The following is a 23515-nucleotide window of genomic DNA, read 5'->3' as shown; positions in this document are numbered from 1 at the left end:
CAGCATAGGCTGGCCCGACCGGCGTGACAGCCGTCGCCGCAGAACAGCCATTGGGCACTACGCTGCGGGGTCGGTATGCTAGCATACGCACCCCGCTAAACACTCATTCCTGCGACGTGAAGCGTTCTCAGGATGACCATGAATTGTTCGAGAGTTCTGTCGATGACCAATCCTGCCCTGATAGATGAGCTGAAGACCCTGGTTGAGCCTGGCAAGGTCCTGACCGATGCCGCCTCCCTGGACGCTTACGGCAAGGATTGGACCAAGCATTTCGCTCCCGCACCTACGGCTATCGTCTTCCCCAAGACCACCGAGCAGGTCCAGGCCATCGTGCGCTGGGCCAACGAGCACAAGGTCGCGCTGGTGCCGTCGGGCGGACGTACCGGGCTTTCCGCGGCAGCCGTGGCGGCCAACGGCGAAGTGGTCGTGTCGTTCGACTACATGAACCAGATTCTCGACGTGAACCTCACCGACCGCACCGCCGTCTGCCAGCCAGGCGTGGTCACCGAGCAGTTGCAGAACAAGGCTGAAGAACACGGCCTGTACTACCCGGTGGATTTTGCCTCGGCCGGTTCCAGCCAGATTGGCGGCAACATCGGCACCAATGCCGGCGGGATCAAGGTCATTCGCTACGGCATGACTCGCAACTGGGTCGCGGGCATGAAAGTCGTCACCGGCAAGGGTGACCTACTGGAACTGAACAAAGACCTGATCAAAAACGCCACCGGCTACGACCTGCGACAGCTGTTCATCGGCGCCGAAGGCACCCTCGGTTTCGTGGTCGAGGCCACCATGCGCCTGGATCGCGCCCCGAAAAACCTCACGGCGATGGTCCTCGGTACGACTGACTTCGATTCGATCATGCCAGTGCTGCATGCTTTCCAGGGCAAGCTCGACCTGACCGCGTTCGAGTTCTTTTCCGATAAAGCCCTGGCCAAGGTCCTGGGCCGTGGCGACGTGCCGGCACCGTTCGAAACCGAGTGCCCGTTCTACGCCCTGCTGGAATTTGAAGCCACCACCGAAGAAGTCGCCAACCACGCCCTGGAAACCTTCGAACATTGCGTGGAACAGGGCTGGGTGCTCGACGGCGTGATGAGCCAGAGCGAAACCCAACTGCAAAACCTGTGGAAATTGCGCGAGTACATCTCGGAAACCATTTCACACTGGACGCCCTACAAGAACGACATCTCGGTGACCGTCTCAAAGGTTCCAGGGTTCTTGCGGGATATCGACACGATCGTCGGCGAACACTACCCGGACTTCGAAATTGTCTGGTTCGGCCACATCGGCGACGGCAACCTGCACTTGAACATCCTCAAGCCGGAAAACCTGAGCAAGGATGAGTTCTTTGCCAAGTGCGCGACCGTGAACAAATGGGTGTTTGAAACCGTTGAGAAGTACAACGGCTCGATTTCTGCCGAACACGGCGTGGGCATGACCAAGCGCGATTACCTGACCTACAGCCGTTCGCCGGTGGAAATCGACTACATGAAAGCCGTGAAGGCGGTATTCGACCCGAACGGCATCATGAACCCGGGCAAGATATTCGCGGTTTGACGTCTAAAAAACACCTGATGAATCCAAGAAGCAGGAGTCGGTAATGAGCTATCAGCACCAGTATGTCGACGGTACCCGTATTCATTTCCCGGTGGGAAAAGTGGTGTGTATTGGCCGTAACTACGCCGAACATGCCAAGGAACTGGATAACCCGGTGCCGACCGAACCCCTGCTGTTCATCAAGCCGGGCAGTTGCGTGGTGCCGTTGGAAGGCGGTTTCAGCATTCCTGTCGACCGCGGTTCGGTGCACTACGAAGCAGAAATCGCCGTGCTGATCGGCAAGCCGCTGTCGACCCGCCCCAGTGTCGAAGAAGTGCTGGACGCCATCTCCGGCTTCGCCCCGGCCCTGGACCTGACCCTGCGGGACAAGCAAGCCGAGCTCAAGGCCAAGGGGCTGCCCTGGGAAGTCGCCAAGTCCTTCGATGGCGCGGCGGTGATCGCACCGTTCGTGTCGAACGCCACCTTCGCCGACCTGGCGGACATCCCCGTTCGCCTGACCATCAACGGTGAAGTGCGCCAGGACGGCAACAGCAGCCTGATGCTCAACCCCATCGTGCCGATGATCCAGTACATGGCCGGCTGCTTCTCGCTGCAGGCCGGCGATGTGATCCTCACCGGCACGCCGGCGGGGGTCGGGCCGCTGAATGTGGGTGATGAACTGGTGCTGGAATTGCCGGGGGCGAGCCGCTTCGAAAGCAGCGTTCGTTAACTCGGTTTTATGACCGCAAGAGATCATGTGGGAGCGGGCTTGCTCGCGAAGGCGGTATAACAGTCAGCATAATTGTTGAATCTGACGGCCCCTTCGCGAGCAAGCCCGCTCCCACATGGGGTCGCTACCATTTACCGTTTTTTTCACATGCCATCCGGATAATCCCGGGGAATGCGGCATCTGAGCCAGTCATTCCCTTTGCCCGAATTCTCTGGAACGCATTCCCCGATGGCCAAGACCCAAGCACTGCCCCCGCCAAACCCGTCCGCTCTCGCTTCGCCCTGCCCTGGTATGTCTGGTCGCTGCTGGCGCTGGCTGCCGCCTATGGCTTGGCGTTTGCCATGCATTGGGATGACCGGGGCCTGCTTTGGCTATCGGAACACCTCCAGAGCCCAGCCCAGCGCCAGGAAAGCACCTGGTTGCCGGCCTACCACGCCGTGATCGACGCCAAGCCGCTACCAGGCATGGAGAAGGATGAAGCATCCGATGTGACCTACAACCCGCAGACCAAAACCCTGTTCGCCGTCATGGGCAAAAACCCGTTCCTGGCAGAGTTGACCCTGCAAGGCGACGTGCTGCGCAAGATGCCGCTGGTAGGCTGGAGCAATCCCGAAGGCGTGGCCTATATGGAGAACGGCCTGCTGGCCATTACCGATGAGCGAAATCACACGCTGACGATCGTCCACGTTGATGCCAATACCCACGAACTGAACAATGCCGACTTCCCGCACTACGACCTCGGCCCTTCAAAGAACCAGAACAAAGGCTTCGAAGCGATCGTCTGGGATCCACGCAACCAGCAACTGATACTCGGAGAGGAACGTCCGCCGGCGCTGTTCACCTGGAAAAGCGACGGCAGCCGACTGCTCAAGGGCGACAAGCAGATCCATACCAGCAACGAATTGGACCTGCGCAACCTCTCGGCCCTGGCGATGGACCCGCGCACCGGGCATTTGCTGGTGCTTTCGGCCGATTCTCATCTGCTGTTGGAGCTGGACGAAAAAGGCGAACAGGTTAGCTTCATGACATTGCTGGGCGGTTTCAACGGCCTGAAGGACACGATCCCCCGCGCCGAAGGTGTCACCATTGATGAAGCTGGCAACCTCTACATGGTCAGCGAACCGAACCTGTTCTACCGTTTCGAGAAACAACGCTGATAGCGCTAACTCTGTAAGGTAAACTCTTCCTTCGTTGTAGGGCGTGGCATACGGCCATTAAGCTTCAGTTCAGGCAGCCGTGGTATTTCCAACCACCTGTTCTTATCCGAGCCACCCAGATGCGCCGACTCGCCCGCCCCAAGCCCTTGATTTTAATGCTCTTGATGAGCGTGCTGATTGCCTCGATCGCAGCGGGGCAGTACCTGCGCCTGTTCGAGCGCGCCTGGTTCAATTTCAATACCCTCTGGCACCCCCTCAGCGAACAGTCCATCGCACTGGACCAATACCGGGTCACGATGGAGGCGCAGGCGATCGAGGGTCTGGACGATGACGTTTCGGCGCTGACGTTCGATCCGGTACGCAAAAGCCTATTCACCGTCACCAACCAGAATTCCGAGCTCATCGAGTTGTCACTGGATGGCAAGATCCTGCGGCGTATCGCCTTGGTCGGTTTTGGTGATCCGGAAGCGGTGGAGTTCATCAGTGAAAACACCTACGTCGTCTCCGACGAGCGCCAGCAGCGGCTGATCAAGATCCATCTGGAAGACGATACCCAATTCCTTGACGCCGCCGACGCCGAGCAAATGAGCCTCGGCGTGCACATGAGCAGGAACAAAGGCTTCGAAGGGCTGGCCTACGATTCGGTGGGTAAACGCCTGTTCGTGGCCAAGGAGCGCGACCCGATGTTGATTTATGAAGTGCACGGGTTTCCCCATCACAATCCAGAAAAATCCTACGCGGTTCATGTGATCAACAACCCCAAGCGCGATGCCGGGCTGTTCGTGCGCGACCTCTCGAGCCTGCAATACGACGAACGCAGCGGCCATTTGCTGGCGCTGTCCGATGAGTCGCGGTTGATTATCGAGCTGGATATCGACGGCCGGCCGTTGAGCACGCTGTCGCTGAACAAGGGTCGCCAAGGCTTGCAGAAAACCGTGCCCCAGGCCGAAGGCCTCGCCATGGATGACGATGGCAACCTGTATTTGGTGAGCGAGCCGAATCTGTTTTATGTGTTCCAGAAGCCGCAGCCTTGATGCACCACAAAACCTAATGTGGGAGATTGCTCGCGATGGCGGTGTGTCAGCCAACATTAATATGTCGGATAGACCGCTATCGCGAGCAAGCTCGCTCCCACAGGGACTGCTTCACTCAAAAGAACTATTTCGCCAGCTTATTCAGCCCGCAGCGTCTTCACCCCTTCAAGGGTCCCCAGTAACAGCACATCCGCCGGACGCGCCGCGAACAGACCATTGGTGACCACGCCAACGATAGCGTTGATCTGGCTTTCCAGCTCCACCGGGTTAGTGATCTGCAGGTTGTACACATCCAGGATGATATTGCCGTTATCGGTCAACACCCCTTCGCGGTACACCGGGTCGCCGCCCAGTTTCACCAATTGGCGGGCGACGTGGCTGCGGGCCATCGGGATGACTTCCACCGGCAGCGGGAACGCGCCGAGCACCGGCACCAATTTGCTGGCATCGGCGATGCAGATGAAGGTCTTGGCCACGGCTGCGACAATTTTCTCGCGCGTCAGGGCTGCGCCGCCGCCTTTGATCAGGTTCAGGTGCGCATCGCTTTCGTCGGCACCATCGACGTAGAACTCCAGGTCGCTCACAGTGTTGAGCTCATACACCGGGATCCCGTGGCCCTTGAGCCGCGCAGCGGTGGCTTCGGAACTGGCGACCGCGCCGTCGAACGCGCCTTTGTGTTGTGCCAGCGCGTCGATGAAGCAGTTGGCCGTAGAGCCGGTGCCGACCCCGACGACGCTCTTGTCATCCAGTTTCGGGAGGATGAGGTCGACAGCGGCCTGGGCCACGGCCTGTTTGAGTTGATCCTGGGTCATGCGGGCTCCGAAGGTGCCGAGAGGGAACGAAAGGCCGGCATTATAGGCGTAGAAACCGTGGCGAGGGAGCTTGCTCCCGCTTGAGTGCGAAGCGCTCATCGCTTTTCTGGGGCCGCTGCGCGACCCAACGGGAGCAAGCTCCCTCGCCACAGGAGGGTCGGTGCCTTCAAACCCCTTAATTCGTGTGGTCGCCCAGCCGAAAGCCGGGTTAGACTCCTTGGCCCTGCCCAACCCGCTCAGTGATGCTTTCCGATGCTTGAACAGTACGTCAAAAAGATCCTCACCTCGCGCGTTTACGACGTTGCCGTAGAAACCCCGCTGCAGACCGCTCGCCAGCTTTCCGAGCGGCTGGGCAACACCATCTTGCTCAAGCGCGAAGACTTGCAGCCGGTGTTCTCGTTCAAGATTCGCGGGGCCTACAACAAGCTGACCCAGCTCAGCGACGAAGAACGCGCCCGTGGCGTGGTCACGGCGTCAGCAGGCAACCACGCCCAAGGCCTGGCGCTGGCGGCCAAGGTATTGGGCGTCAAAGCCACCATCGTGATGCCCAAGACCACGCCGGAAATCAAGGTCGAAGGCGTTCGCTCCCGTGGCGGCAAAGTGGTGCTGCATGGCGATTCGTTCCCCGAAGCCCTGGCCTACTCGCTGAAACTGGTCGACGAAAAGGGCTACGTCTACATCCACCCGTATGACGATCCCCACACCATTGCCGGGCAGGGCACGGTGGCAATGGAGATCCTGCGCCAGCACCCGGCCCCCCTCGATGCGATTTTCGTCCCGGTGGGCGGCGGCGGGCTGATCGCCGGTATCGCGGCCTACGTGAAATACCTGCGGCCGGACATCAAGATCATCGGCGTCGAGCCGGACGACTCCAACTGCCTGCAAGCCGCCATGGCCGCCGGTGAGCGCGTGGTGCTGCCGACCGTGGGGCTGTTTGCCGACGGCGTCGCCGTCGCGCAGATCGGCCAGCACACCTTTGATATCTGCAAGCATCATGTGGACGAAGTGATCACCGTCAGTACCGACGAGATCTGCGCTGCCATCAAGGACATCTACGACGATACCCGCTCGATCACCGAACCTGCCGGCGCCTTGGGCGTGGCCGGGATCAAGAAGTACGTCGAATCGCGCGGCATCAGCGGCCAGACCCTGGTGGCCATCGACTCCGGCGCCAACGTCAACTTCGACCGCTTGCGTCACGTGGCCGAGCGCGCCGAACTGGGCGAGGGCCGCGAAGCGATCATCGCGGTGACCATTCCCGAGAAGCCGGGCAGCTTCAAGGCGTTCTGCGAAGCGGTCGGCAAGCGCCAGATCACCGAATTCAACTATCGCTACAACACCGGCAGCGAGGCGCACATCTTCGTGGGCGTGCAGACGCACCCGGAAAACGACCCGCGCAGCGCGCTGATCGCCAGCCTGACCGAGCAAGGCTTTCCGGTGCTGGACCTGACCGATAACGAATTGGCCAAGCTGCACATCCGCCACATGGTGGGCGGGCACGCGGCCCACGTCATCGACGAAGTGGTGCTGCGCTTCGAATTCCCGGAACGCCCGGGGGCGCTGTTCAATTTCCTCAATAAGCTGGGCGGACGCTGGAATATCTCGATGTTCCATTACCGCAACCATGGCGCGGCGGATGGCCGTGTGGTCGCAGGGCTACAAGTGCCTCACGATGAACGCCACCTGGTGCCGGCCGCCCTGGAAGCAATCGGCTACCCGTACTGGGATGAAAGCGATAACCCGGCGTACCAGCTGTTCCTGGGTTAATAAAACCAGGATCGGGGCTAGGCTATTGAGCAAGACTTAAGGAAATCGAACGATGGAAACGTTGACCGCGCTGAAGATCGCTCACGTTGTAGCCACTGTATTGCTATTGGTGGGCGCCCTGGGGCTGGCCATCTGGGTCTGGCGGACGCGCCGCAATGGCGATGCCACGGCGGCCGCGCGCATGCTGCAACGCCCTCGGCTGTTTGTCTGGCTGGTGATGGGCCTTGCGTTGGCGAGCCTGCCGTTCAGCGGATGGTGGATGGTGCATCAGGTCGGCTGGCCATTGGGGCAGACCTGGTTGCTGGCTTCCAGCGTGCTCTACACCGTGGCGGCGTTGGCAGGGTTCTGGCTGGTGGTGCGGTTGAACAAACTGCGCAAAGTGCCGGCGGCGGGCAGTGGCAAATTCACCTTGGCTCTGGCGCTGTTCAGCGTTGTCTGCTTTATCGCCATTGCGGGGTTGATGGGGGCCAAGCCGGTTTAAGGCGTTGGACCACGCCGGCCCCATCGCGAGCAAGCTCGCTCCCACAGGGATTATGTGATCGACGCACATCCCCTGTGGGAGCGAGCTTGCTCGCGATGACAATTTCAGCCGCGCAGCGAAATCACCGGCCAACCCCGCTTCTGGGCCTCGGCCCTGAGGTTCGGATCCGGATCCACCGCCACCGGATGCGTCACCACCTCCAGCAGCGCCAGATCATTCATCGAATCGCTGTAAAAGTAGCTGCCCTCCAACGAATGCCCGGTCTCTTCCAGCCAACGGTTCAGCCGGGTCACCTTGCCCTCGCGAAAACACGGGACATCAGTGCTGCGCCCGCTGTAGCGACCGTCGATCATTTCGCATTCGGTGGCGATCAGGGTCTCGACGCCCAGGCGCTCGGCAATCGGCCCGGTGACGAAGCGGTTGGTGGCGGTGATGATCACCAGTTTGTCACCGGCGTCACGGTGTTTTTCCAGCAGGTCGATGGCCTGGGGCAACACAATCGGCTCGATACAGTCGCGCATGTAATCAAGATGCCACTGTGCCAGCACGTCCATTTCGGTACGGCCGAGGATTTCCAGGCAAAAGTTCAGGTACTCGGCGTTGTCGAGCTTGCCGGCCAGGTAATCCTGGTAGAACCCGTCATTGCGCGCCTTGTACGTAACGGCGTCGAGGAAACCGCGCTCACACAGGTAATCGCCCCACGCGTGGTCACTGTCGCCACCCAGCAACGTGTTGTCCAAGTCGAATAAAGCCAGCCGCATTGCAGTTACTCGCTGAAAATTCTGAAGAAAGGCGTCCAGAATACGGACTTTTCACAAGAGTGCACATAAGGTAGGTGGCGTGTGTAGTTAGTTCATTGCTGCTTTCACAACCTTTGTGGAACAATGCGGCGACATGCGTTTGCGAGGTTGTTGCCGTGATCGACCCCGATGGTTTCCGCCCCAATGTGGGGATCATTCTTACGAATGATGCAGGGCAGGTGCTATGGGCTCGCCGTATCAATCAAGACGCCTGGCAGTTTCCCCAGGGCGGGATCAATCCCCAGGAGACGCCGGAAGAGGCCTTGTACCGCGAGTTGAATGAAGAAGTGGGGCTTGAGCGAGAAGATGTCGAAATACTCGCCTGCACCCGAGGCTGGTTGCGCTATCGTTTGCCGCAACGCCTGGTCCGCACGCACAGCCAACCGCTGTGCATCGGCCAGAAGCAGAAATGGTTTCTCCTGCGCCTGATCTCCAACGAGCAGCGGGTGCGGATGGATTTGACCGGTAAACCGGAGTTCGATGGCTGGCGCTGGGTCAGTTATTGGTATCCGTTGGGCCAGGTGGTGACATTCAAGCGCGAAGTGTATCGACGCGCTCTCAAAGAGCTTGCCCCGCGCCTGCTGACGCGCGACTGACGACGGAGTTCGACCCCGAGCCATGCTCAATACGCTGCGCAAGATCGTCCAGGAAGTTAACTCCGCCAAGGATCTCAAGGCGGCGTTGGGGATTATTGTATTGCGCGTCAAAGAGGCCATGGGCAGCCAGGTCTGCTCGGTCTACCTGCTGGACCCCGAGAGCAACCGTTTCGTGCTGATGGCCACCGAGGGCTTGAACAAGCGCTCGATCGGCAAGGTCAGCATGGCACCCAATGAAGGTCTGGTTGGCCTGGTCGGCACGCGCGAAGAACCCCTGAACCTCGAAAACGCTGCGGATCACCCGCGCTACCGCTACTTCGCCGAAACGGGCGAGGAACGCTACGCCTCGTTCCTCGGGGCGCCGATCATCCACCACCGCCGCGTCGTCGGCGTGTTGGTCATCCAGCAAAAAGAGCGCCGCCAGTTCGACGAGGGTGAAGAAGCCTTCCTCGTGACGATGAGCGCGCAACTGGCCGGCGTTATCGCCCACGCCGAGGCCACCGGTTCGATCAGTGGCCTGGGCCGCCAGGGCAAGGGCATCCAGGAAGCCAAGTTCGTCGGCGTGCCAGGTTCTCCGGGCGCGGCGGTGGGGACGGCGGTGGTCATGTTGCCACCCGCCGACCTCGACGTGGTACCGGACAAGACCATTGCCGACATCAACGCCGAGCTGGGGCTGTTCAAGACCGCCATCGAAGGCGTGCGGGCCGACATGCGGGCCCTGTCGGCCAAACTGGCGACGCAGCTGCGCCCCGAAGAGCGCGCGCTGTTCGACGTCTACCTGATGATGCTCGACGACGCCTCCCTGGGCAGCGAAGTGACCACGGTCATCAAGACCGGCCAATGGGCCCAGGGCGCGCTGCGCCAGGTGGTGACCGACCACGTCAACCGTTTCGAACTGATGGACGACGCCTACCTGCGCGAGCGCGCCTCCGACGTCAAGGACCTTGGCCGGCGCTTGCTGGCTTACTTGCAGCAGGAGCGCCAGCAGACGCTGGTCTACCCGGACAACACCATCCTGGTCAGTGAAGAATTGACGCCGGCCATGCTCGGCGAAGTGCCCGAAGGCAAACTGGCGGGGCTGGTCTCGGTACTGGGTTCGGGCAACTCCCACGTGGCGATCCTGGCCCGGGCCATGGGTATCCCGACGGTGATGGGCCTGGTGGACCTGCCGTACTCCAAGGTCGACGGCATCCAGATGATCGTCGACGGCTACCACGGCGAGGTCTACACCAACCCCAGCGACGTGCTGCGCAAGCAGTTTGCCGACGTGGTGGAGGAAGAAAAGCAACTGTCCCTGGGCCTGGATGCGCTGCGGGACTTGCCTTGCGTGACGCTCGACGGCCACCGCATGCCGCTGTGGGTCAACACCGGCCTGCTGGCCGACGTGGCCCGGGCGCAGAAGCGTGGCGCCGAGGGTGTCGGCCTGTACCGCACCGAAGTGCCGTTCATGATCAACCAGCGCTTCCCCAGCGAAAAGGAACAGCTGGCGATCTACCGCGAACAATTGGCCGCGTTCCACCCGCAACCGGTGACCATGCGCAGCCTGGACATCGGCGGCGACAAATCCCTGTCCTACTTCCCGATCAAGGAAGACAACCCGTTCCTCGGCTGGCGCGGGATTCGCGTGACCCTCGACCATCCGGAAATCTTCCTGGTCCAGGCCCGCGCCATGCTCAAGGCCAGCGAAGGCCTGAACAACCTGCGCATCCTGTTGCCGATGATCTCCGGCACCCATGAGCTGGAAGAAGCCTTGCACCTGATCCACCGGGCCTGGGGCGAAGTACGCGACGAAGGCACCGACGTGCCGATGCCGCCAGTTGGTGTGATGATCGAGATTCCGGCAGCGGTGTACCAGACCAAGGAGCTGGCGCGGCAGGTGGACTTCCTGTCAGTGGGCTCCAACGACTTGACTCAGTACCTGTTGGCCGTGGACCGCAACAACCCACGGGTGGCCGATTTGTACGACTACCTGCACCCGGCCGTGCTGCAAGCCTTGCAGAACGTGGTGCGTGACGCCCATGCCGAAGGCAAGCCGGTGAGCATCTGCGGCGAAATGGCCGGTGACCCGGCGGCCGCGGTACTGCTGATGGCGATGGGCTTTGACAGCCTGTCGATGAACGCCACCAACCTGCCGAAAGTGAAGTGGATGCTGCGCCAGATCAACCTCAGCAAGGCCCAGGAATTGCTGGCGGAAGTGATGACTATCGACAACCCGCAGGTGATCCACAGCTCCTTGCAACTGGCGCTGAAGAACCTTGGCTTGGCGCGGATGATCAATCCGGCTTCGAACAAGACGCTCTAGACCGTCCAGCGAGCATTTGTGGCGAGGGAGCTTGCTCCCGCTGGAGTGCGAAGCACTCCTGATTGCAATCTTGCATAGAATTGCGTCAGCAGGTTTGCGACTGCTTCGCAGCCGAGCGAGAGCAAGCTCCCTCGCCACAGGTCCTCGCTAATCCCTCAAACTCGCAGCTCCACCTCCCCCAAATGCCCCCCATGGGGCCCGAAACTGCGCTCGACCATATGCCGCGTCCCATCGGCATGGACAATCAGCGCCGTACTCGCCCGCGTCCCATAAGCGGGGCTGGCAATGAACACACTAGATAACAACATCTCGGTCGCCAGACCCACGCCGGTATCCGGCAGTTCTGCCACCGGGGCGGGTTGCGGGTCGTTCAGCAGGGCCAACAAGGCCTGGGGCTGCGGATCGCCCAGCACTTCGCCCAGCGCCGCCCGGGCCTTGAGCACCTTGGGCCATGGCGTGTTCAGCCCGGCGTTCGACAAACCATAGATCCCTTCGGCCAGCCGCTGTGGCTGGGTATCACGGGCGTTGAAATGCCACAGCTCGGCGCCATCGCCGAGCAGCAGATTGAACCCGCCAAACTCGCCAGCCCGAGGGACCACTTCGCTCAGGTATTCGGCAATGGGCAGGTTACCGCTCAGAAAACGCGCCACCAACTCGCCTCGCGACTTGAACGCCGGGAGCTGGCCCGGGTCGCGGATGTTCGTCAGGGCCGCAAAGCGACCGTCGGCACCCACGCCGAGCCAGGTGCCGCCGGCTTCCAGATCGCGACCGGCGTGGACGTGCGGCGCGTCAGGCCACTGGGCCAGGGGCAAGGTCGGGCGCGCGTAGAACTCGTCGCGGTTGGCCGCCACGATCAGCGGCTGGGCATGCCCAGGCCGCCAGGCAAATATGATCAGGCACATCAGGTTTGTCCTGTTAACAATGCCAATCCATTGAAAGAGTAGAGCCAAACATAGCCTTTGTGGCGAGGGAGCTTGCTCCCGCTGGGCTACGAAGTAGCCCCAAAATCCAGAGGCCGTTTTTTCAGACAAGTCAGCGTGATTTTATTGGGAGGGCTTCGCCCTCCAGCGGGAGCAAGCTCCCTCGCCACAACAGCAGTTCGTCACCCAATATCTCCAGGGTTCTCAGCCCACTCTACCCAGACATCGCCCCCACATCCATCACCTTCAGTGGAGCCCGGCACCCAGGATCCGTTACCATGCCGCTCTTATTTCGGGGATGGGCGGGAGACGCTGGTGGAATTCGTGCTCTATCTGCTGCTCGGCGCCTGTGCCGGCGTGCTGGCCGGGCTGTTCGGCGTGGGGGCGGGATGATCATCGTCCCGGTGCTGGTGTTCAGCTTCACCCTCCAGGGTTTCGACCCACAGGTGTTGACGCACCTGGCCGTCGGCACGTCCCTGGCGTCGATCATCTTCACGTCGGTCAATGCCGTGCGCGAGCATCAGCGCAAAGGCGCGGTGCGTTGGCCGATCTTCGCTTGGATGACCGTCGGGATCCTGATCGGTGCCGGGTTTGGCGCGCTCACCGCCGAAGCGATTTCCGGCCCGCACCTGCAAAAGATCATCGGTGTGTTCGCCATGATCGTCTCCGTGCAACTGGCCCTGGATTTCAAGCCCAAGGCCAGCCGCACGGTACCGGGTAAGGTCGGGTTGTCCCTGGCCGGCATCGTGATCGGCTGGGCCTCGGCGATTTTCGGTATCGGCGGTGGTTCACTGACCGTGCCGTTCCTGACCTGGCGCAGCGTGCCAATGCAGCAAGCGGTGGCAACCTCGTCGGCCTGCGGTTTGCCCATCGCCCTGGCCAGCGCCTTAAGTTTCATGATTTTGGGCTGGCACGATCCACTGCTACCGGCCCATAGTCTCGGTTTTGTGTATTTGCCGGCGTTGCTGGGCATCGCCCTGACCAGCATGGTTTTTGCCCGTTTCGGTGCGCGGCTGGCCCATCGCCTGTCGCCACGCTTGCTCAAACGGCTGTTCGCCGCTTTGCTGTTCTGCGTCGGCCTGAGTTTCCTGTTCTGACGCAATCCTGGCTTAATCCCGAGGTGGCAGCGTCGCCCGGGCATTTTTGACGTTTACGAGGAATATCAATGCTGCCTTACCCGCAGATCGATCCGGTGGCCCTGGCCATCGGCCCGCTGAAAATCCACTGGTACGGCCTGATGTACCTGATCGGCATCGGCGGCGCCTGGCTGCTGGCGTCGCGCCGGCTCAACCGCTTCGACCCGACCTGGAACAAGGAAAAGCTCTCCGACCTGGTGTTCTGGTTGTCCATGGGCGTGATCGTCGGCGGGCGCCTGGGCTATGTGCTGTTCTATGACCTGAGCGCCTACCTGGCCAACCCGACGCTGATCTTCGAGGTCTGGAAGGGCGGCATGTCATTCCACGGCGGGTTCATCGGCGTGATGCTTGCGGCGTTGTGGTTCGGCAAGCGCAACAACAAGTCGTTTTTCGAACTGATGGACTTCGTCGCGCCAATGGTGCCGATCGGCCTGGGCGCCGGGCGCATCGGCAACTTCATCAACGCCGAGTTGTGGGGCAAGCCGACCGACGTGCCGTGGGCGATGATCTTCCCGCCATTCAGCGACCCGGCGCAATTACCGCGCCACCCGTCGCAGCTTTATCAGTTCGCCCTCGAAGGCGTGGCACTATTCCTGATTCTCTGGCTGTTCTCGCGCAAGCCGCGGCCAACCATGGCGGTGTCGGGCATGTTTGCCCTTTTTTATGGCATCTTCCGCTTTATCGTCGAATTCGTCCGCGTACCGGACGCCCAGCTCGGTTATCTGGCGTGGAACTGGCTGACCATGGGCCAGGTGTTGTGCCTGCCGATGATCGTCGGTGGACTGGCGCTGATCTGGCTGGCTTATCACCGTGCGCCGGCTGCGGCGGCCAAGGTTTAAAAATTCGAACCCCGAGGTACTGGCCTCGGGTTCAAGGACACAGGTAACCCATGAAGCAATATCTCGATCTGGTGGCTCATGTCATCAAGAACGGCACCAAGCAAGCCAACCGCACCGGTGTGAACACCATCAGTTTCCCCGGCGCCATGCTGCGCTATGACTTGCAGGACGGCTTCCCGGCCATCACCACCCGTAAAATGGCCTTCAAATCGGCCATCGGCGAGATGTGCGGCTTTCTGCGTGGGGTCAACAACGCCGCCGAATTCCGCGCCCTTGGCTGCAAGGTCTGGGATCAGAACGCCAACGAAAACGCCCAGTGGCTGGCCAATCCGTTCCGCCAGGGCGAAGACGATCTCGGCGAGATCTACGGCGTGCAATGGCGCAAATGGCCGGCCTACAAGCAGATTCCCCTGAGCAACCCGGTGGCCATCGAGCAGACCCTGGCCCAGGGTTACCGGCAAATCGCCGAAGGTGAAGAAAACGGCCAGGCCTACGTGGTGCTGTACAAGGCCATCGACCAGGTGCGCCAGTGCGTCGACACCATCATCAAGGACCCGGGCAGCCGCCGTATCCTGTTCCACGGCTGGAACTGCGCCCAGCTCGATGAAATGGCCCTGCCGCCGTGCCATCTGCTTTACCAGTTCCACCCGAATGTCGAGACCCGGGAAATTTCCCTGACCCTCTACATCCGCTCCAACGACCTGGGCCTGGGCACGCCGTTCAACCTCACCGAAGGCGCCGCGCTGCTGAGCCTGATCGGTCGCCTGACCGGTTACACGCCGCGCTGGTTCACCTATTTCATCGGCGATGCCCACGTCTACGAAAACCACTTGGACATGCTCAAGGAACAGCTCAAGCGCGAGCCATTCCCAATGCCCAAGCTGGTGATTTCCGAACGCGTGCCGGAGTTTGCCAAGACCGGTGTCTACCAGCCGGAGTGGCTGGAGTTGGTCGAACCGAGCGATTTCTCCCTCGAAGGCTACCAGCACCACGCGCCGATGACCGCGCCGATGGCGGTCTAAGCCACACCACCTCTCTACTGTGGAAGTGGGCTTGTGTGGGAGCGGGCTTGCTCGCGAATGCGGTGTGTCAACTAGCAAATATGCAATCTGACACACCGCATTCGCGAGCCCGCTCCCACACTGGATTTCCTGAGGGCTCAGGGCACTCAATGCCCATGACTGCGCCCCACATGCGAGTGCTCCACCTCCGGCGCCACCGCCCCGCTCACCTCCAACCGCTGCAAGATCCCGCATTGATCCAGGTCCGGCCCTTCGCCACAACGATGGCGCAGGTCGATCAGTTGCGCCTGCAGGGCCAGTAGGCCGTCGATACGAGCCCTGACGTGGAGAATATGTTCGTCGATCAACGCATTGACGTTCTCACACTGGTCCTGGGGGCTGTCGCGCAGGGCCAGGAGGCTGCGGATTTCCTCCAGGGTCATGTCCAGGGTGCGGCAGTTGCGGATGAACGTCAGCCGTTCGGCATGGGCCTGGGTGTAGACACGGTAATTGCCGTCGCTGCGGGCCGGTTCCGGCAGCAAGCCTTCACGCTCGTAATAGCGGATGGTTTCCACCTGGCAGTCGGTGATCTTTGCCAGCTCTCCGATCTTCATCGCGTTGCCTCCCAAATAGGTGCTTGACCCTATAGTGGCTACAGGGTCTTTACTGTGCAACAGGCACTTTTCACGGACGTCACCCGATGAGCGATTCCATTCACACCCACAAACCCGACCATGGTCATGACCACGGCCATTCCTGCTGCGCCTCGAAAGCTGCACCGTCGGTGGTCAACCTCGGCAAAGTCCCGACGGACGGCGGGCGATTGAGCAGTTTTCGCATCGAGGCCATGGACTGCCCCACCGAGCAGACGCTGATCCAGAACAAACTCGGCAAGCTCAAGGGCGTGCAGCAGTTGGAATTCAACCTGATCAACCGCGTGCTCGGCGTGACCCATGATCTGCCCAGTGATGCGCCGATCATCGACGCGATTCAATCCCTGGGCATGCAGGCCGAGCCGTTGACGCCGGGCCAAGACAAACCCACCCACACCGCACCCGGCCCGGCCAAGCCCTGGTGGCCGTTGGCGCTGTCCGGGGTCACCGCCCTGGGCGCCGAAGTGATCCACTTTACCAACGCCGCGCCAAACTGGGTGGTCGCGCTGGTGGCACTGGTGTCGATCCTCAGCGGCGGCCTTGCTACATACAAGAAGGGCTGGATCGCCCTGAAAAACCGCAACCTGAACATCAACGCCCTGATGAGCATCGCCGTGACCGGCGCCGTGCTGATCGGGCAGTGGCCGGAAGCGGCGATGGTGATGTTCCTGTTCACTGTGGCCGAGTTGATCGAAGCCAAGTCCCTGGACCGGGCGCGCAACGCCATCAGCGGCCTGATGCAAATGGCCCCGGAACAGGCCACCGTGCAACAGGCCGATGGTACTTGGCAGGAACAGCCGGTCAAGGCCATTGCCCTCGGTGCGCGGGTGCGGGTGCGTCCTGGCGAGCGCGTTGGCCTGGACGGTGACGTGGTCGCCGGCCGTTCGACTATCGATCAGGCACCGATCACCGGCGAGAGCCTGCCGGTGGAAAAAACCGTGGGCGACAAGGTGTTTGCCGGCACCATCAACCAGGCCGGCGAATTGGAATATACCGTGACCGCGGCCGCCGACCATTCCACCCTGGCGCGGATCATCCACGCCGTGGAGCAAGCCCAGGGCGCCCGTGCACCGACCCAGCGCTTCGTCGATCAGTTCTCGAAAATCTACACCCCGGCGGTGTTCGTCCTGGCCCTGGCAGTGGCCGTCCTTCCGCCGCTGTTCATGGGTGCGGCGTGGTTCGACTGGATCTACCGGGCGCTGGTGCTGTTGGTGGTGGCCTGCCCTTGCGCGTTGGTGATCTCCACTCCGGTGACCATCGTCAGCGGCCTGGCCGCAGCGGCGCGCAAAGGCATCCTGGTGAAGGGCGGTGTCTACCTGGAGGGCGGCTACAAGCTCGACTACCTGGCCTTGGACAAAACCGGGACGATCACCCACGGCAAGCCAGTGCAAACCGACTACGTGGCGCTGGATCCGACCATGGAATCGACCGCTCCAAGCCTGGCCGCCAGCCTCGCTGCCCGCTCTGATCACCCGGTGTCCCGCGCGATCGCCAATGCCGCTGTGGATAAACAACAGGCGGCGCAGGTTGTGGATAACTTTGCAGCGCTCCCGGGACGCGGGGTACGCGGCGATATCAACGGCCAGACCTATCACTTGGGCAATCACCGCCTGGTGGAAGACCTGGGCCTGTGCTCTGCCGAGCTGGAAGCAAAACTTTTTGCCCTGGAAAAACAAGGCAAGTCCGTGGTGCTGCTGCTCGACGGTACAGGTCCCCTGGCGCTGTTTGCCGTGGCCGATACCGTGAAAGACTCCAGCCGCGAAGCCATCCGGCAACTGCATGAGCTGGGGATCAAGACCCTGATGCTGACCGGAGACAACGCCCACACCGCCGAAGCCATTGCCGCCCAAGTGGGCATGGATCAGGCCCGGGGCGACCTGCTGCCGGAAGACAAGCTGCAAGCCATCGAAGCGCTGTACGCCCAGGGGCACCGCGTCGGCATGGTGGGCGACGGCATCAACGATGCCCCGGCCCTGGCTCGCTCGGAAATCGGCTTCGCCATGGCGGCGGCCGGGACCGATACGGCCATTGAAACCGCCGATGTCGCCTTGATGGACGATGATCTGCGCAAGATTCCGGCATTTATCCGCCTTTCGCGGCAGACCTCGACCGTCCTGAAACAGAACATCGCCTTGGCGCTGGTGATCAAGGTGATCTTTCTGGGGGTGACCTTTGCCGGGTTCGCGACCATGTGGATGGCGGTGTTTGCCGACATGGGGGTGAGTTTGTTGGTGGTGTTCAATGGGTTGCGGTTGTTGCGCAAGTAAAAGGCCAGGGCGACTGGGCGGGCCTCATCGCGAGCGAGCTCGCTCCCACAGTGGTTCTCCGTTGCTCGCAGAGTATGTGCTCACTGAGGATCCCTGTGGGAGCGAGCTTGCTCGCGATAGGGCTGCGCAGCAGCCCTTATGGGGCCGCTTCGCAGCCCAGCGGGAGCAAGCTCCCTCGCCACAGAAGCAGTGCAAAGCCAGCTCCCGTCGATCAATCGCGCTTGGGCTCACGAATCTTGTACCAGGCCACATACAACGCCGGCAGGAATAGCAGCGTCAGCAGAGTGGCGATGATGATCCCGCCAATCATCGCGTAGGCCATCGGCCCCCAGAACACTTCCCGCGCAATCGGGATCATCCCCAGGCTCGCCGCAGCGGCGGTGAGCAGGATCGGGCGGCGCCGGTGTTGGGTCGCTTCGACAACTGCATCCCAAGGCTCGTAGCCGTCCCGTTCGTATTCGTCGATCTGGGTCACCAGGATCACCGAGTTGCGGATGATGATGCCGATCAACGCGAGAATCCCAAGGATCGCCACGAAGCCCATGGGCGTACCCGTCGGCACCAGCGCCAGCACCACGCCGATCAGCCCGAGGGGCGCGACGCTGGCCACCAGGAACAGTTTCTGCACGCTGTGCAGCTGGATCATCAGGAACGTCGCCATCAAGAACAGCATCAGCGGCACCACACTGGCGATAGGCCCTTGGGCCTTGCTGCTCTCCTCCACCGTACCGCCGGTAGCGACCTTGTAGCCCACCGGCAGACCAGCGGCGAACTTGTCGATCTCGGGCTGCAGTTGCTTGACCAGGTCCGTGGGCTGGATTTCGTCGCGCACAGCGGCCTTGATGGTGATGGTCGGCTTGCGGTCGCGACGCCACACCAACGGCTGCTCCAGTTCGTAGCGCACCGTGGCGAACGCCAGCAGCGGAATCGAGGTGCCGCTCGGGGTGACGATTTGCAGGTTCTGCAGGGTTTCCGGCGAACCGCGCTCGGCATCTTCGGCGCGACCGACCACGTCTATCAGGTAAATATCGTCGTTGACCTGAGTCACTGGCGAGCCACTGACGATGCTGTTCATCAGCTTGGCCACGTCATCGGAAGACAAGCCCAATTGCCGCGCCTTGTCCTGGGCAATATCAATGCGCAGGACCTTGCCCGGCTCGTTCCAGTCGTAAATGATTTCGCCGATGTGCGAGTTCTTGTCCAGCTCGGTGGCCAATTCGATGGCGTGCTTGCGCACCAGGTCGGTGTCCTTGCCGCTAACCCGGTACTGGATCGGCCGGCCCACCGGCGGGCCCATTTCCAGGGCCTGCACGTAGCTGCCAATGCCGACGAAATCCTCGCGCAGACGCTTTTGCAGGCGTTCGGTGAGGGCCGTGCGCGACTCCAGACCCTTGCTGACGATCACCAGTTGCGCGTAGTACGGGTTCTGCAGTTGCTGGTCCAGCGGCAGATAAAAACGAATCGCGCCTTCGCCGATGTAGGTGCTCCAGCGCTCGATGTCCGGATCGCCCTTGAGGGTTGCCTCCAGGCGGTCGACAGCCTTGCGCGTCTCATCCATTGAAGCGTTTTGCGGCAGGTTGAGGTCCACCAGGATTTCCGGCCGGTCCGAGGACGGAAAAAACTGGTTCTGCACAAAGCGCATGCAAAACACCGCCAGCACAAACAGCAATATCGTGATGCCGATGGCCCACCAGCGATTGCGCATCGCCCACAGCAGGCCGCCATTGAAGGCACGGCCGATACGCCCCGGCTCGGCACTGTGAGGCTTCACGTTGGTGCTGAGGATGTGCACGCCAATCACCGGGGCGAACAGCACCGCGACGATCCACGACACCAGCATCGCCACCGCGATCACCGCAAACAGGGTAAAGGTGTACTCACCGGCAGAGCTGGCGTTCAGGCCGATCGGCACGAAACCGGCCACGGTCACCAGGGTCCCGGTGAGCATCGGGAACGCCGTCGAGGTGTAGGCGAAGGTCGCGGCCTGTTCCTTGGTTTCGCCTTTTTCCAGGCGCGTGACCATCATCTCCACGGTAATCATCGCGTCGTCCACCAGCAAACCGAGGGCGATGATCAACGCGCCGAGGGAGATCCGCTGCATGGTGATGCCGCTGTACTCCATGAACAAAAAGACCATCGCCAGCACCAGCGGAATCGAGCAGGCCACCACCAGCCCGGCCCGAACGCCAAGGCTGATGAAGCTGACGACCAGCACGATGATCACCGCCTCGAACAAGGCGCTGGTGAAGCCACCGACCGCCTCTTCCACCACTTCGGCCTGGTCCGACACGGTGTGCACATCAACGCCCAGCGGCAGGTCGGTGGTCAGTTCGTTCATGCGCGCATGCAGCGCCTTGCCGAACTCCTGGATGTTGCCGCCCTTCTTCATCGCGATGGCAAGGCCAATGGCGGGCGTACCGTTGAAGCGGAACATCGGCGTGGCAGGGTCGGCGTAACCGCGGCGGATATCCGCGATGTCGGCCAGCCGATAGAACCGATCGTTGAGTCGAAGGTTGACGTTGGCCAGGTCCTTTTCCGATTGGAATTGCCCCGATGTGCGTACGGAAATCCGCTCGGGCCCGGCGTCGATGACCCCGGCCGGGGTCACGGCATTCTGCGATTGCAGGCTCTGCACCACCTGGCGCTGGTCGATACCCAATGCGGCGAGCTTGCGGGTGGAGAAGTTCAGGTACAGCACTTCATCCTGCTCGCCCAGCATCTCGACCTTGCCCAGGCCCGGTACCTCACGGATCTCGGCGCGCACCTGTTCGACGTAGTCGCGTAACTGGCGCATTGACAGGCCGTCGCCCGTGAAGGCATACACCGAACCGTACACATCGCCGAACTCATCGTTGAACCCCGGCCCTTGCAGGCCTTGGGGGAAGTCGCCGCGAATGTCGTCGATCTTCTTGCGTACCTGGTACCAGATCTCGGGGATTTCCTTGGCCCCGGTGGTATCGCGCAGGTACACGAACACCGTCGATTCCCCCGGACGGGTGTAGCTTTTGACGTAGTCGAGGGAGTCGAGCTCTTCGAGCTTTTTCTCGATGCGATCGGTCACCTGCTTGAGGGTTTCTTCCTGGGTCGCGCCCGGCCAGCGGGTCTGGATGATCATGGTCTTGATGGTGAATGAGGGGTCTTCTTCCCGCCCCAGGTTCATGTACGAAAACACGCCCATCAACAGAGCGACAAACATCAGGTACCAAACGAACGACTGATGCCGCAGGGCCCACTCGGATAAGTTGAAAGGCCCTTTCATCGTGCATCCTCGTCGAGTTTCACTTTCTGCCCAGGCTTGAGGCTGTTCACGCCGGCGCTGACCACGCGGTCACCGGCCTTGATGCCGTTGACCACCAGCGCCGAGTCGGTCGAGCGCTCGAGAATCCGCACGTCGCGGGGGGAGACGGTCTGGGTTTGCGAGTCGATGAGCCAGATCCGTACCTTGCCGTCGACCTCTTGCAGCGCGCTGAGCGGCAGCTCGATGCGCGGCTCGATGGTCGAGCTGAGGGTCACGCCGATGGCTGTGCCCAGGCGAAAACCTGGTGGGGTGTCGGTCAGTGTCAAACGCGCACGGCGCGTACGGGTAGCGCTCTGGGCCTGGGGTTCGATCTCGCGCACGGTGGCGGTGGTGTGGATCGCCGGGTCCAGTTGCGCGGCGACTTCGAACACCACGTCCGCGGGCAAACGCTCGGCCAGGCCGGCCGGCAGGTCGATCACCGCTTCCTTGATGTCGGGACGGGCCAGGGTCACCACTTGCTGGCCAGCGGTGACCACCTGCCCGGCTTCGGCATTCCAGGCCGTGACGACCGCATCATGGTCAGTGCGCAGTTCGCCGTAGTTGAGCTGGTCGCGAGCCTGCTGCACCGAGGCCCGGGCCTGCTCAAGGGACGCGCTGGTGGTTTTCAGGTCGGTCTGGGCAATGTCCAGTTGTGCCTGGGCACCGACACCACGGTCAAACAACTGCTGCTGGCGACGGGCATTGGCCTGGGCATTGATGTACTGCGCCTCGATCCGCGCCAGATCGCCCTGGGCAGCGCGCAACTGGTTCTGTTGATCGGTAGGATCGAGGGTGGCGAGCAAGTCGCCCTTCTTCACTTCGGCGCCGACATCGACGTTGCGACTGGAAATCCGTCCTGGCACGCGGAAACCCACGTTGCTCTCGTAACGAGCCTGGATGTTCCCGGCGAACCGCCCGAGGGCTTGTTGGTCGAGTGCCTGGACTTCAATGGACAACACCGGACGCACCGGCTCAGGTGGCGCTTCTTCCTTCGAGCAGGCCGCCACCAGCAGGCCGGCCGACACCATCCACAGACGCTTCATGGCTGAGCTCCCGCCGGAGGGTTCGTCGAGGTGTTGTCGGCGATCTCGACACGGACGCCGGGATGCAGCAATTGCCCGCCGGCCGTAACGACTTTCTCGCCGCCCTTGAGCCCGTCGCTGATGATGACCTTGCCCGTCAGGTAGCGGCCAACGGTCACGTTATGCAACTGCGCCTTGCCCTCGCCATCCACCAGCCACACGGCCGGGTCGCTGAGGTTTTTGGTCAGCGCCGACCAGGGCAGCTCCACAGCCGTCTTGCCTGCGGACTTGGCCGTGGCACTGACCACCGAGCCCAGGTGCATCCCTTCAGGCAAATCGTCGAGGGTGACCTTGACCTGCACGGTGCCTGTCTCGGCGGACACCGCCGGGGTGATCTCGCGCACCGTACCGGTGGTCTTGATGGCCGGGTTGTCCAACAGGCTGATGACAATCGCCGGATCCGATGGCGATTCACGCAACAGCGACTCATAGATGTTGAACACCGCGTCGCGCTCGCCGTCCCGGGCCAGGTTGAAGATCGGTTCCGTGGCCTGCACCACCTGGCCAACCTCAGCCTTGCGCGCCGTGATAATGCCTGGCGCCTCGGCGACCAGGGCGGTGTAGCTCAGTTGTTCACGGGCGTTAGCCAGCTGGGCCTGGGCAGCGGTCAGTGCGCTCTGGCTGCTGCGCAGCTGCGCCTGGGCCGCATCGTACTCACTCTGGCTGGTGTAGCCCTTGGGCAGGAGTTTCTGCTGGCGCACGAAGGCCGCCGCACTTTGCTTGACCCGCGCCTGCTCGGCGGCCACCTGGGCTTCGGCGGAGTCGACGTTGGTCTGCAAGTCTCGAGGGTCGAGCCGGGCCAGCACTTGCCTGGCCGAGACCTGGTCACCAACATCCACCTTACGCTCGATGATCTTGCCGCCCACGCGAAACGACAAATCGGCTTGCACCCGCGCCTGGACATCGCCGGTCAGCGTCACCGAAGCCGCGTACTCGGAGGGCATGGCTTGCTGCACGAACACCCGCGGCAGGGCTTTTTCCTCGGGCTTTTTATCACCGCATCCCGCCAGCAACGCGCACAGGCTCAGGCCAACGACAAGTTTGATTCGGGGACCCGCCATGCAGACTCCTTGTGTTGTACGGACGTGCCAGTGACGATACGACTGTGAGCTTAGAACAGGGTTC

The 23515-nt window shown here is 61.8% G+C and carries 18 protein-coding genes and 1 pseudogene; 12 read left to right on the top strand and 7 right to left on the bottom strand.

The window, feature by feature from the left end; all coding sequences use genetic code 11:
• Positions 1-162 precede the first annotated feature (162 nt).
• From CD58_RS01105 to CD58_RS01090, 4 genes are all read left to right on the top strand, one after another.
• A complete protein-coding gene (locus tag CD58_RS01105) occupies positions 163-1557 on the top strand; it encodes an FAD-binding oxidoreductase (RefSeq protein WP_025211257.1) in 1395 nt (464 codons plus the stop codon).
• A gap of 43 nt (positions 1558-1600) precedes the next feature.
• Entirely contained in the window at positions 1601-2266 is a 666-nt protein-coding gene (locus tag CD58_RS01100; RefSeq protein WP_025211256.1) for a fumarylacetoacetate hydrolase family protein, read from the top strand.
• A gap of 206 nt (positions 2267-2472) precedes the next feature.
• A complete protein-coding gene (locus CD58_RS01095) occupies positions 2473-3423 on the top strand; it encodes an SdiA-regulated domain-containing protein (RefSeq protein ID WP_049866936.1) in 951 nt (316 codons plus the stop codon).
• A 119-nt stretch (positions 3424-3542) separates the two neighbouring features.
• The gene (locus CD58_RS01090) at positions 3543-4457 is read left to right on the top strand and encodes an SdiA-regulated domain-containing protein (RefSeq protein WP_025211254.1); all 915 of its coding nucleotides are present in this window, start codon (positions 3543-3545) and stop codon (positions 4455-4457) included.
• Positions 4458-4594: 137 nt separating this feature from the next.
• On the opposite strand, the gene rpiA is transcribed toward CD58_RS01090, so the two are convergent.
• Positions 4595-5269, bottom strand: coding sequence for a ribose-5-phosphate isomerase RpiA (rpiA, locus tag CD58_RS01085; protein WP_025211253.1), 675 nt, complete (start codon positions 5267-5269; stop codon positions 4595-4597).
• Positions 5270-5521: 252 nt separating this feature from the next.
• Between rpiA and ilvA the strand changes: the two genes are divergently transcribed.
• Together ilvA and CD58_RS01075 are read left to right on the top strand one after the other, a co-directional pair.
• On the top strand, positions 5522-7036 hold the full coding sequence (ilvA, locus tag CD58_RS01080) for a threonine ammonia-lyase, biosynthetic (protein ID WP_025211252.1): 1515 nt from the start codon (positions 5522-5524) through the stop codon (positions 7034-7036).
• A gap of 52 nt (positions 7037-7088) precedes the next feature.
• Positions 7089-7517 (top strand): DUF2269 family protein, encoded by a 429-nt coding sequence (locus CD58_RS01075; RefSeq protein WP_025211251.1) that lies wholly within the window; start codon positions 7089-7091, stop codon positions 7515-7517.
• A gap of 104 nt (positions 7518-7621) precedes the next feature.
• Here the strand turns inward: CD58_RS01075 and CD58_RS01070 are convergent, their stop codons facing one another.
• Positions 7622-8278 carry an HAD family hydrolase gene (locus CD58_RS01070; protein ID WP_025211250.1) on the bottom strand — a complete coding sequence of 219 codons (657 nt, stop codon included), beginning with the start codon at positions 8276-8278 and terminating at the stop codon, positions 7622-7624.
• A 155-nt stretch (positions 8279-8433) separates the two neighbouring features.
• Here CD58_RS01070 and CD58_RS01065 point away from each other — a divergent pair, with 155 nt between their 5' ends.
• Together CD58_RS01065 and ptsP are read left to right on the top strand one after the other, a co-directional pair.
• Positions 8434-8913: an RNA pyrophosphohydrolase gene (locus CD58_RS01065; RefSeq protein WP_003186867.1), complete on the top strand. Its 480-nt coding sequence runs from the start codon at positions 8434-8436 to the stop codon at positions 8911-8913.
• A gap of 22 nt (positions 8914-8935) precedes the next feature.
• Positions 8936-11215 carry a phosphoenolpyruvate--protein phosphotransferase gene (gene ptsP / locus CD58_RS01060; RefSeq protein WP_025211249.1) on the top strand — a complete coding sequence of 760 codons (2280 nt, stop codon included), beginning with the start codon at positions 8936-8938 and terminating at the stop codon, positions 11213-11215.
• 155 nt (positions 11216-11370) lie between these two features.
• Here ptsP and CD58_RS01055 read toward each other — a convergent pair whose 3' ends face one another.
• A complete protein-coding gene (locus tag CD58_RS01055; RefSeq protein ID WP_025211248.1) occupies positions 11371-12117 on the bottom strand; it encodes an NRDE family protein in 747 nt (248 codons plus the stop codon).
• 333 nt (positions 12118-12450) lie between these two features.
• Here CD58_RS01055 and CD58_RS01050 point away from each other — a divergent pair.
• The 3 genes and pseudogenes from CD58_RS01050 to CD58_RS01040 all read left to right on the top strand — a co-directional run bounded on the left by CD58_RS01050 (position 12451) and on the right by CD58_RS01040 (position 15132).
• Positions 12451-13232 (top strand): annotated as a pseudogene (locus CD58_RS01050) (sulfite exporter TauE/SafE family protein).
• Positions 13233-13300: 68 nt separating this feature from the next.
• Entirely contained in the window at positions 13301-14110 is an 810-nt protein-coding gene (gene lgt, locus CD58_RS01045) for a prolipoprotein diacylglyceryl transferase (protein ID WP_025211247.1), read from the top strand.
• A 50-nt stretch (positions 14111-14160) separates the two neighbouring features.
• The gene (locus CD58_RS01040; protein WP_025211246.1) at positions 14161-15132 is read left to right on the top strand and encodes a thymidylate synthase; all 972 of its coding nucleotides are present in this window, start codon (positions 14161-14163) and stop codon (positions 15130-15132) included.
• A gap of 146 nt (positions 15133-15278) precedes the next feature.
• Here CD58_RS01040 and cadR read toward each other — a convergent pair whose 3' ends face one another.
• Complete coding sequence (cadR, locus tag CD58_RS01035) at positions 15279-15725, bottom strand: Cd(II)/Pb(II)-responsive transcriptional regulator (protein WP_025211245.1); 447 nt, start codon at positions 15723-15725, stop codon at positions 15279-15281.
• An 86-nt stretch (positions 15726-15811) separates the two neighbouring features.
• Between cadR and CD58_RS01030 the strand changes: the two genes are divergently transcribed.
• A complete protein-coding gene (locus tag CD58_RS01030) occupies positions 15812-18031 on the top strand; it encodes a heavy metal translocating P-type ATPase (protein ID WP_025211244.1) in 2220 nt (739 codons plus the stop codon).
• Between the two features lie 211 nt (positions 18032-18242).
• On the opposite strand, the gene CD58_RS01025 is transcribed toward CD58_RS01030, so the two are convergent.
• Genes CD58_RS01025 through CD58_RS01015 form a run of 3 tightly spaced genes read right to left on the bottom strand, consistent with a single transcriptional unit; the run spans position 18243 to position 23451 of the window.
• Complete coding sequence (locus CD58_RS01025) at positions 18243-21290, bottom strand: efflux RND transporter permease subunit (protein WP_025211243.1); 3048 nt, start codon at positions 21288-21290, stop codon at positions 18243-18245.
• Positions 21287-22351, bottom strand: coding sequence for an efflux RND transporter periplasmic adaptor subunit (locus CD58_RS01020; RefSeq protein ID WP_025211242.1), 1065 nt, complete (start codon positions 22349-22351; stop codon positions 21287-21289). The genes CD58_RS01025 and CD58_RS01020 overlap by 4 nt, the downstream gene beginning before the upstream one ends.
• A complete protein-coding gene (locus tag CD58_RS01015; RefSeq protein WP_025211241.1) occupies positions 22348-23451 on the bottom strand; it encodes an efflux RND transporter periplasmic adaptor subunit in 1104 nt (367 codons plus the stop codon). The genes CD58_RS01020 and CD58_RS01015 overlap by 4 nt, the downstream gene beginning before the upstream one ends.
• Positions 23452-23515 lie beyond the last annotated feature (64 nt).

Origin of the sequence: Pseudomonas brassicacearum (assembly GCF_000585995.1) — a bacterium.
In the GTDB taxonomy this organism is placed as follows: Bacteria; Pseudomonadota; Gammaproteobacteria; order Pseudomonadales; family Pseudomonadaceae; genus Aquipseudomonas; species Aquipseudomonas brassicacearum_A.
The sequence above is the reverse complement of the archived record's forward strand: the minus strand, read 5'-3'. Positions and strand labels throughout refer to the sequence as shown.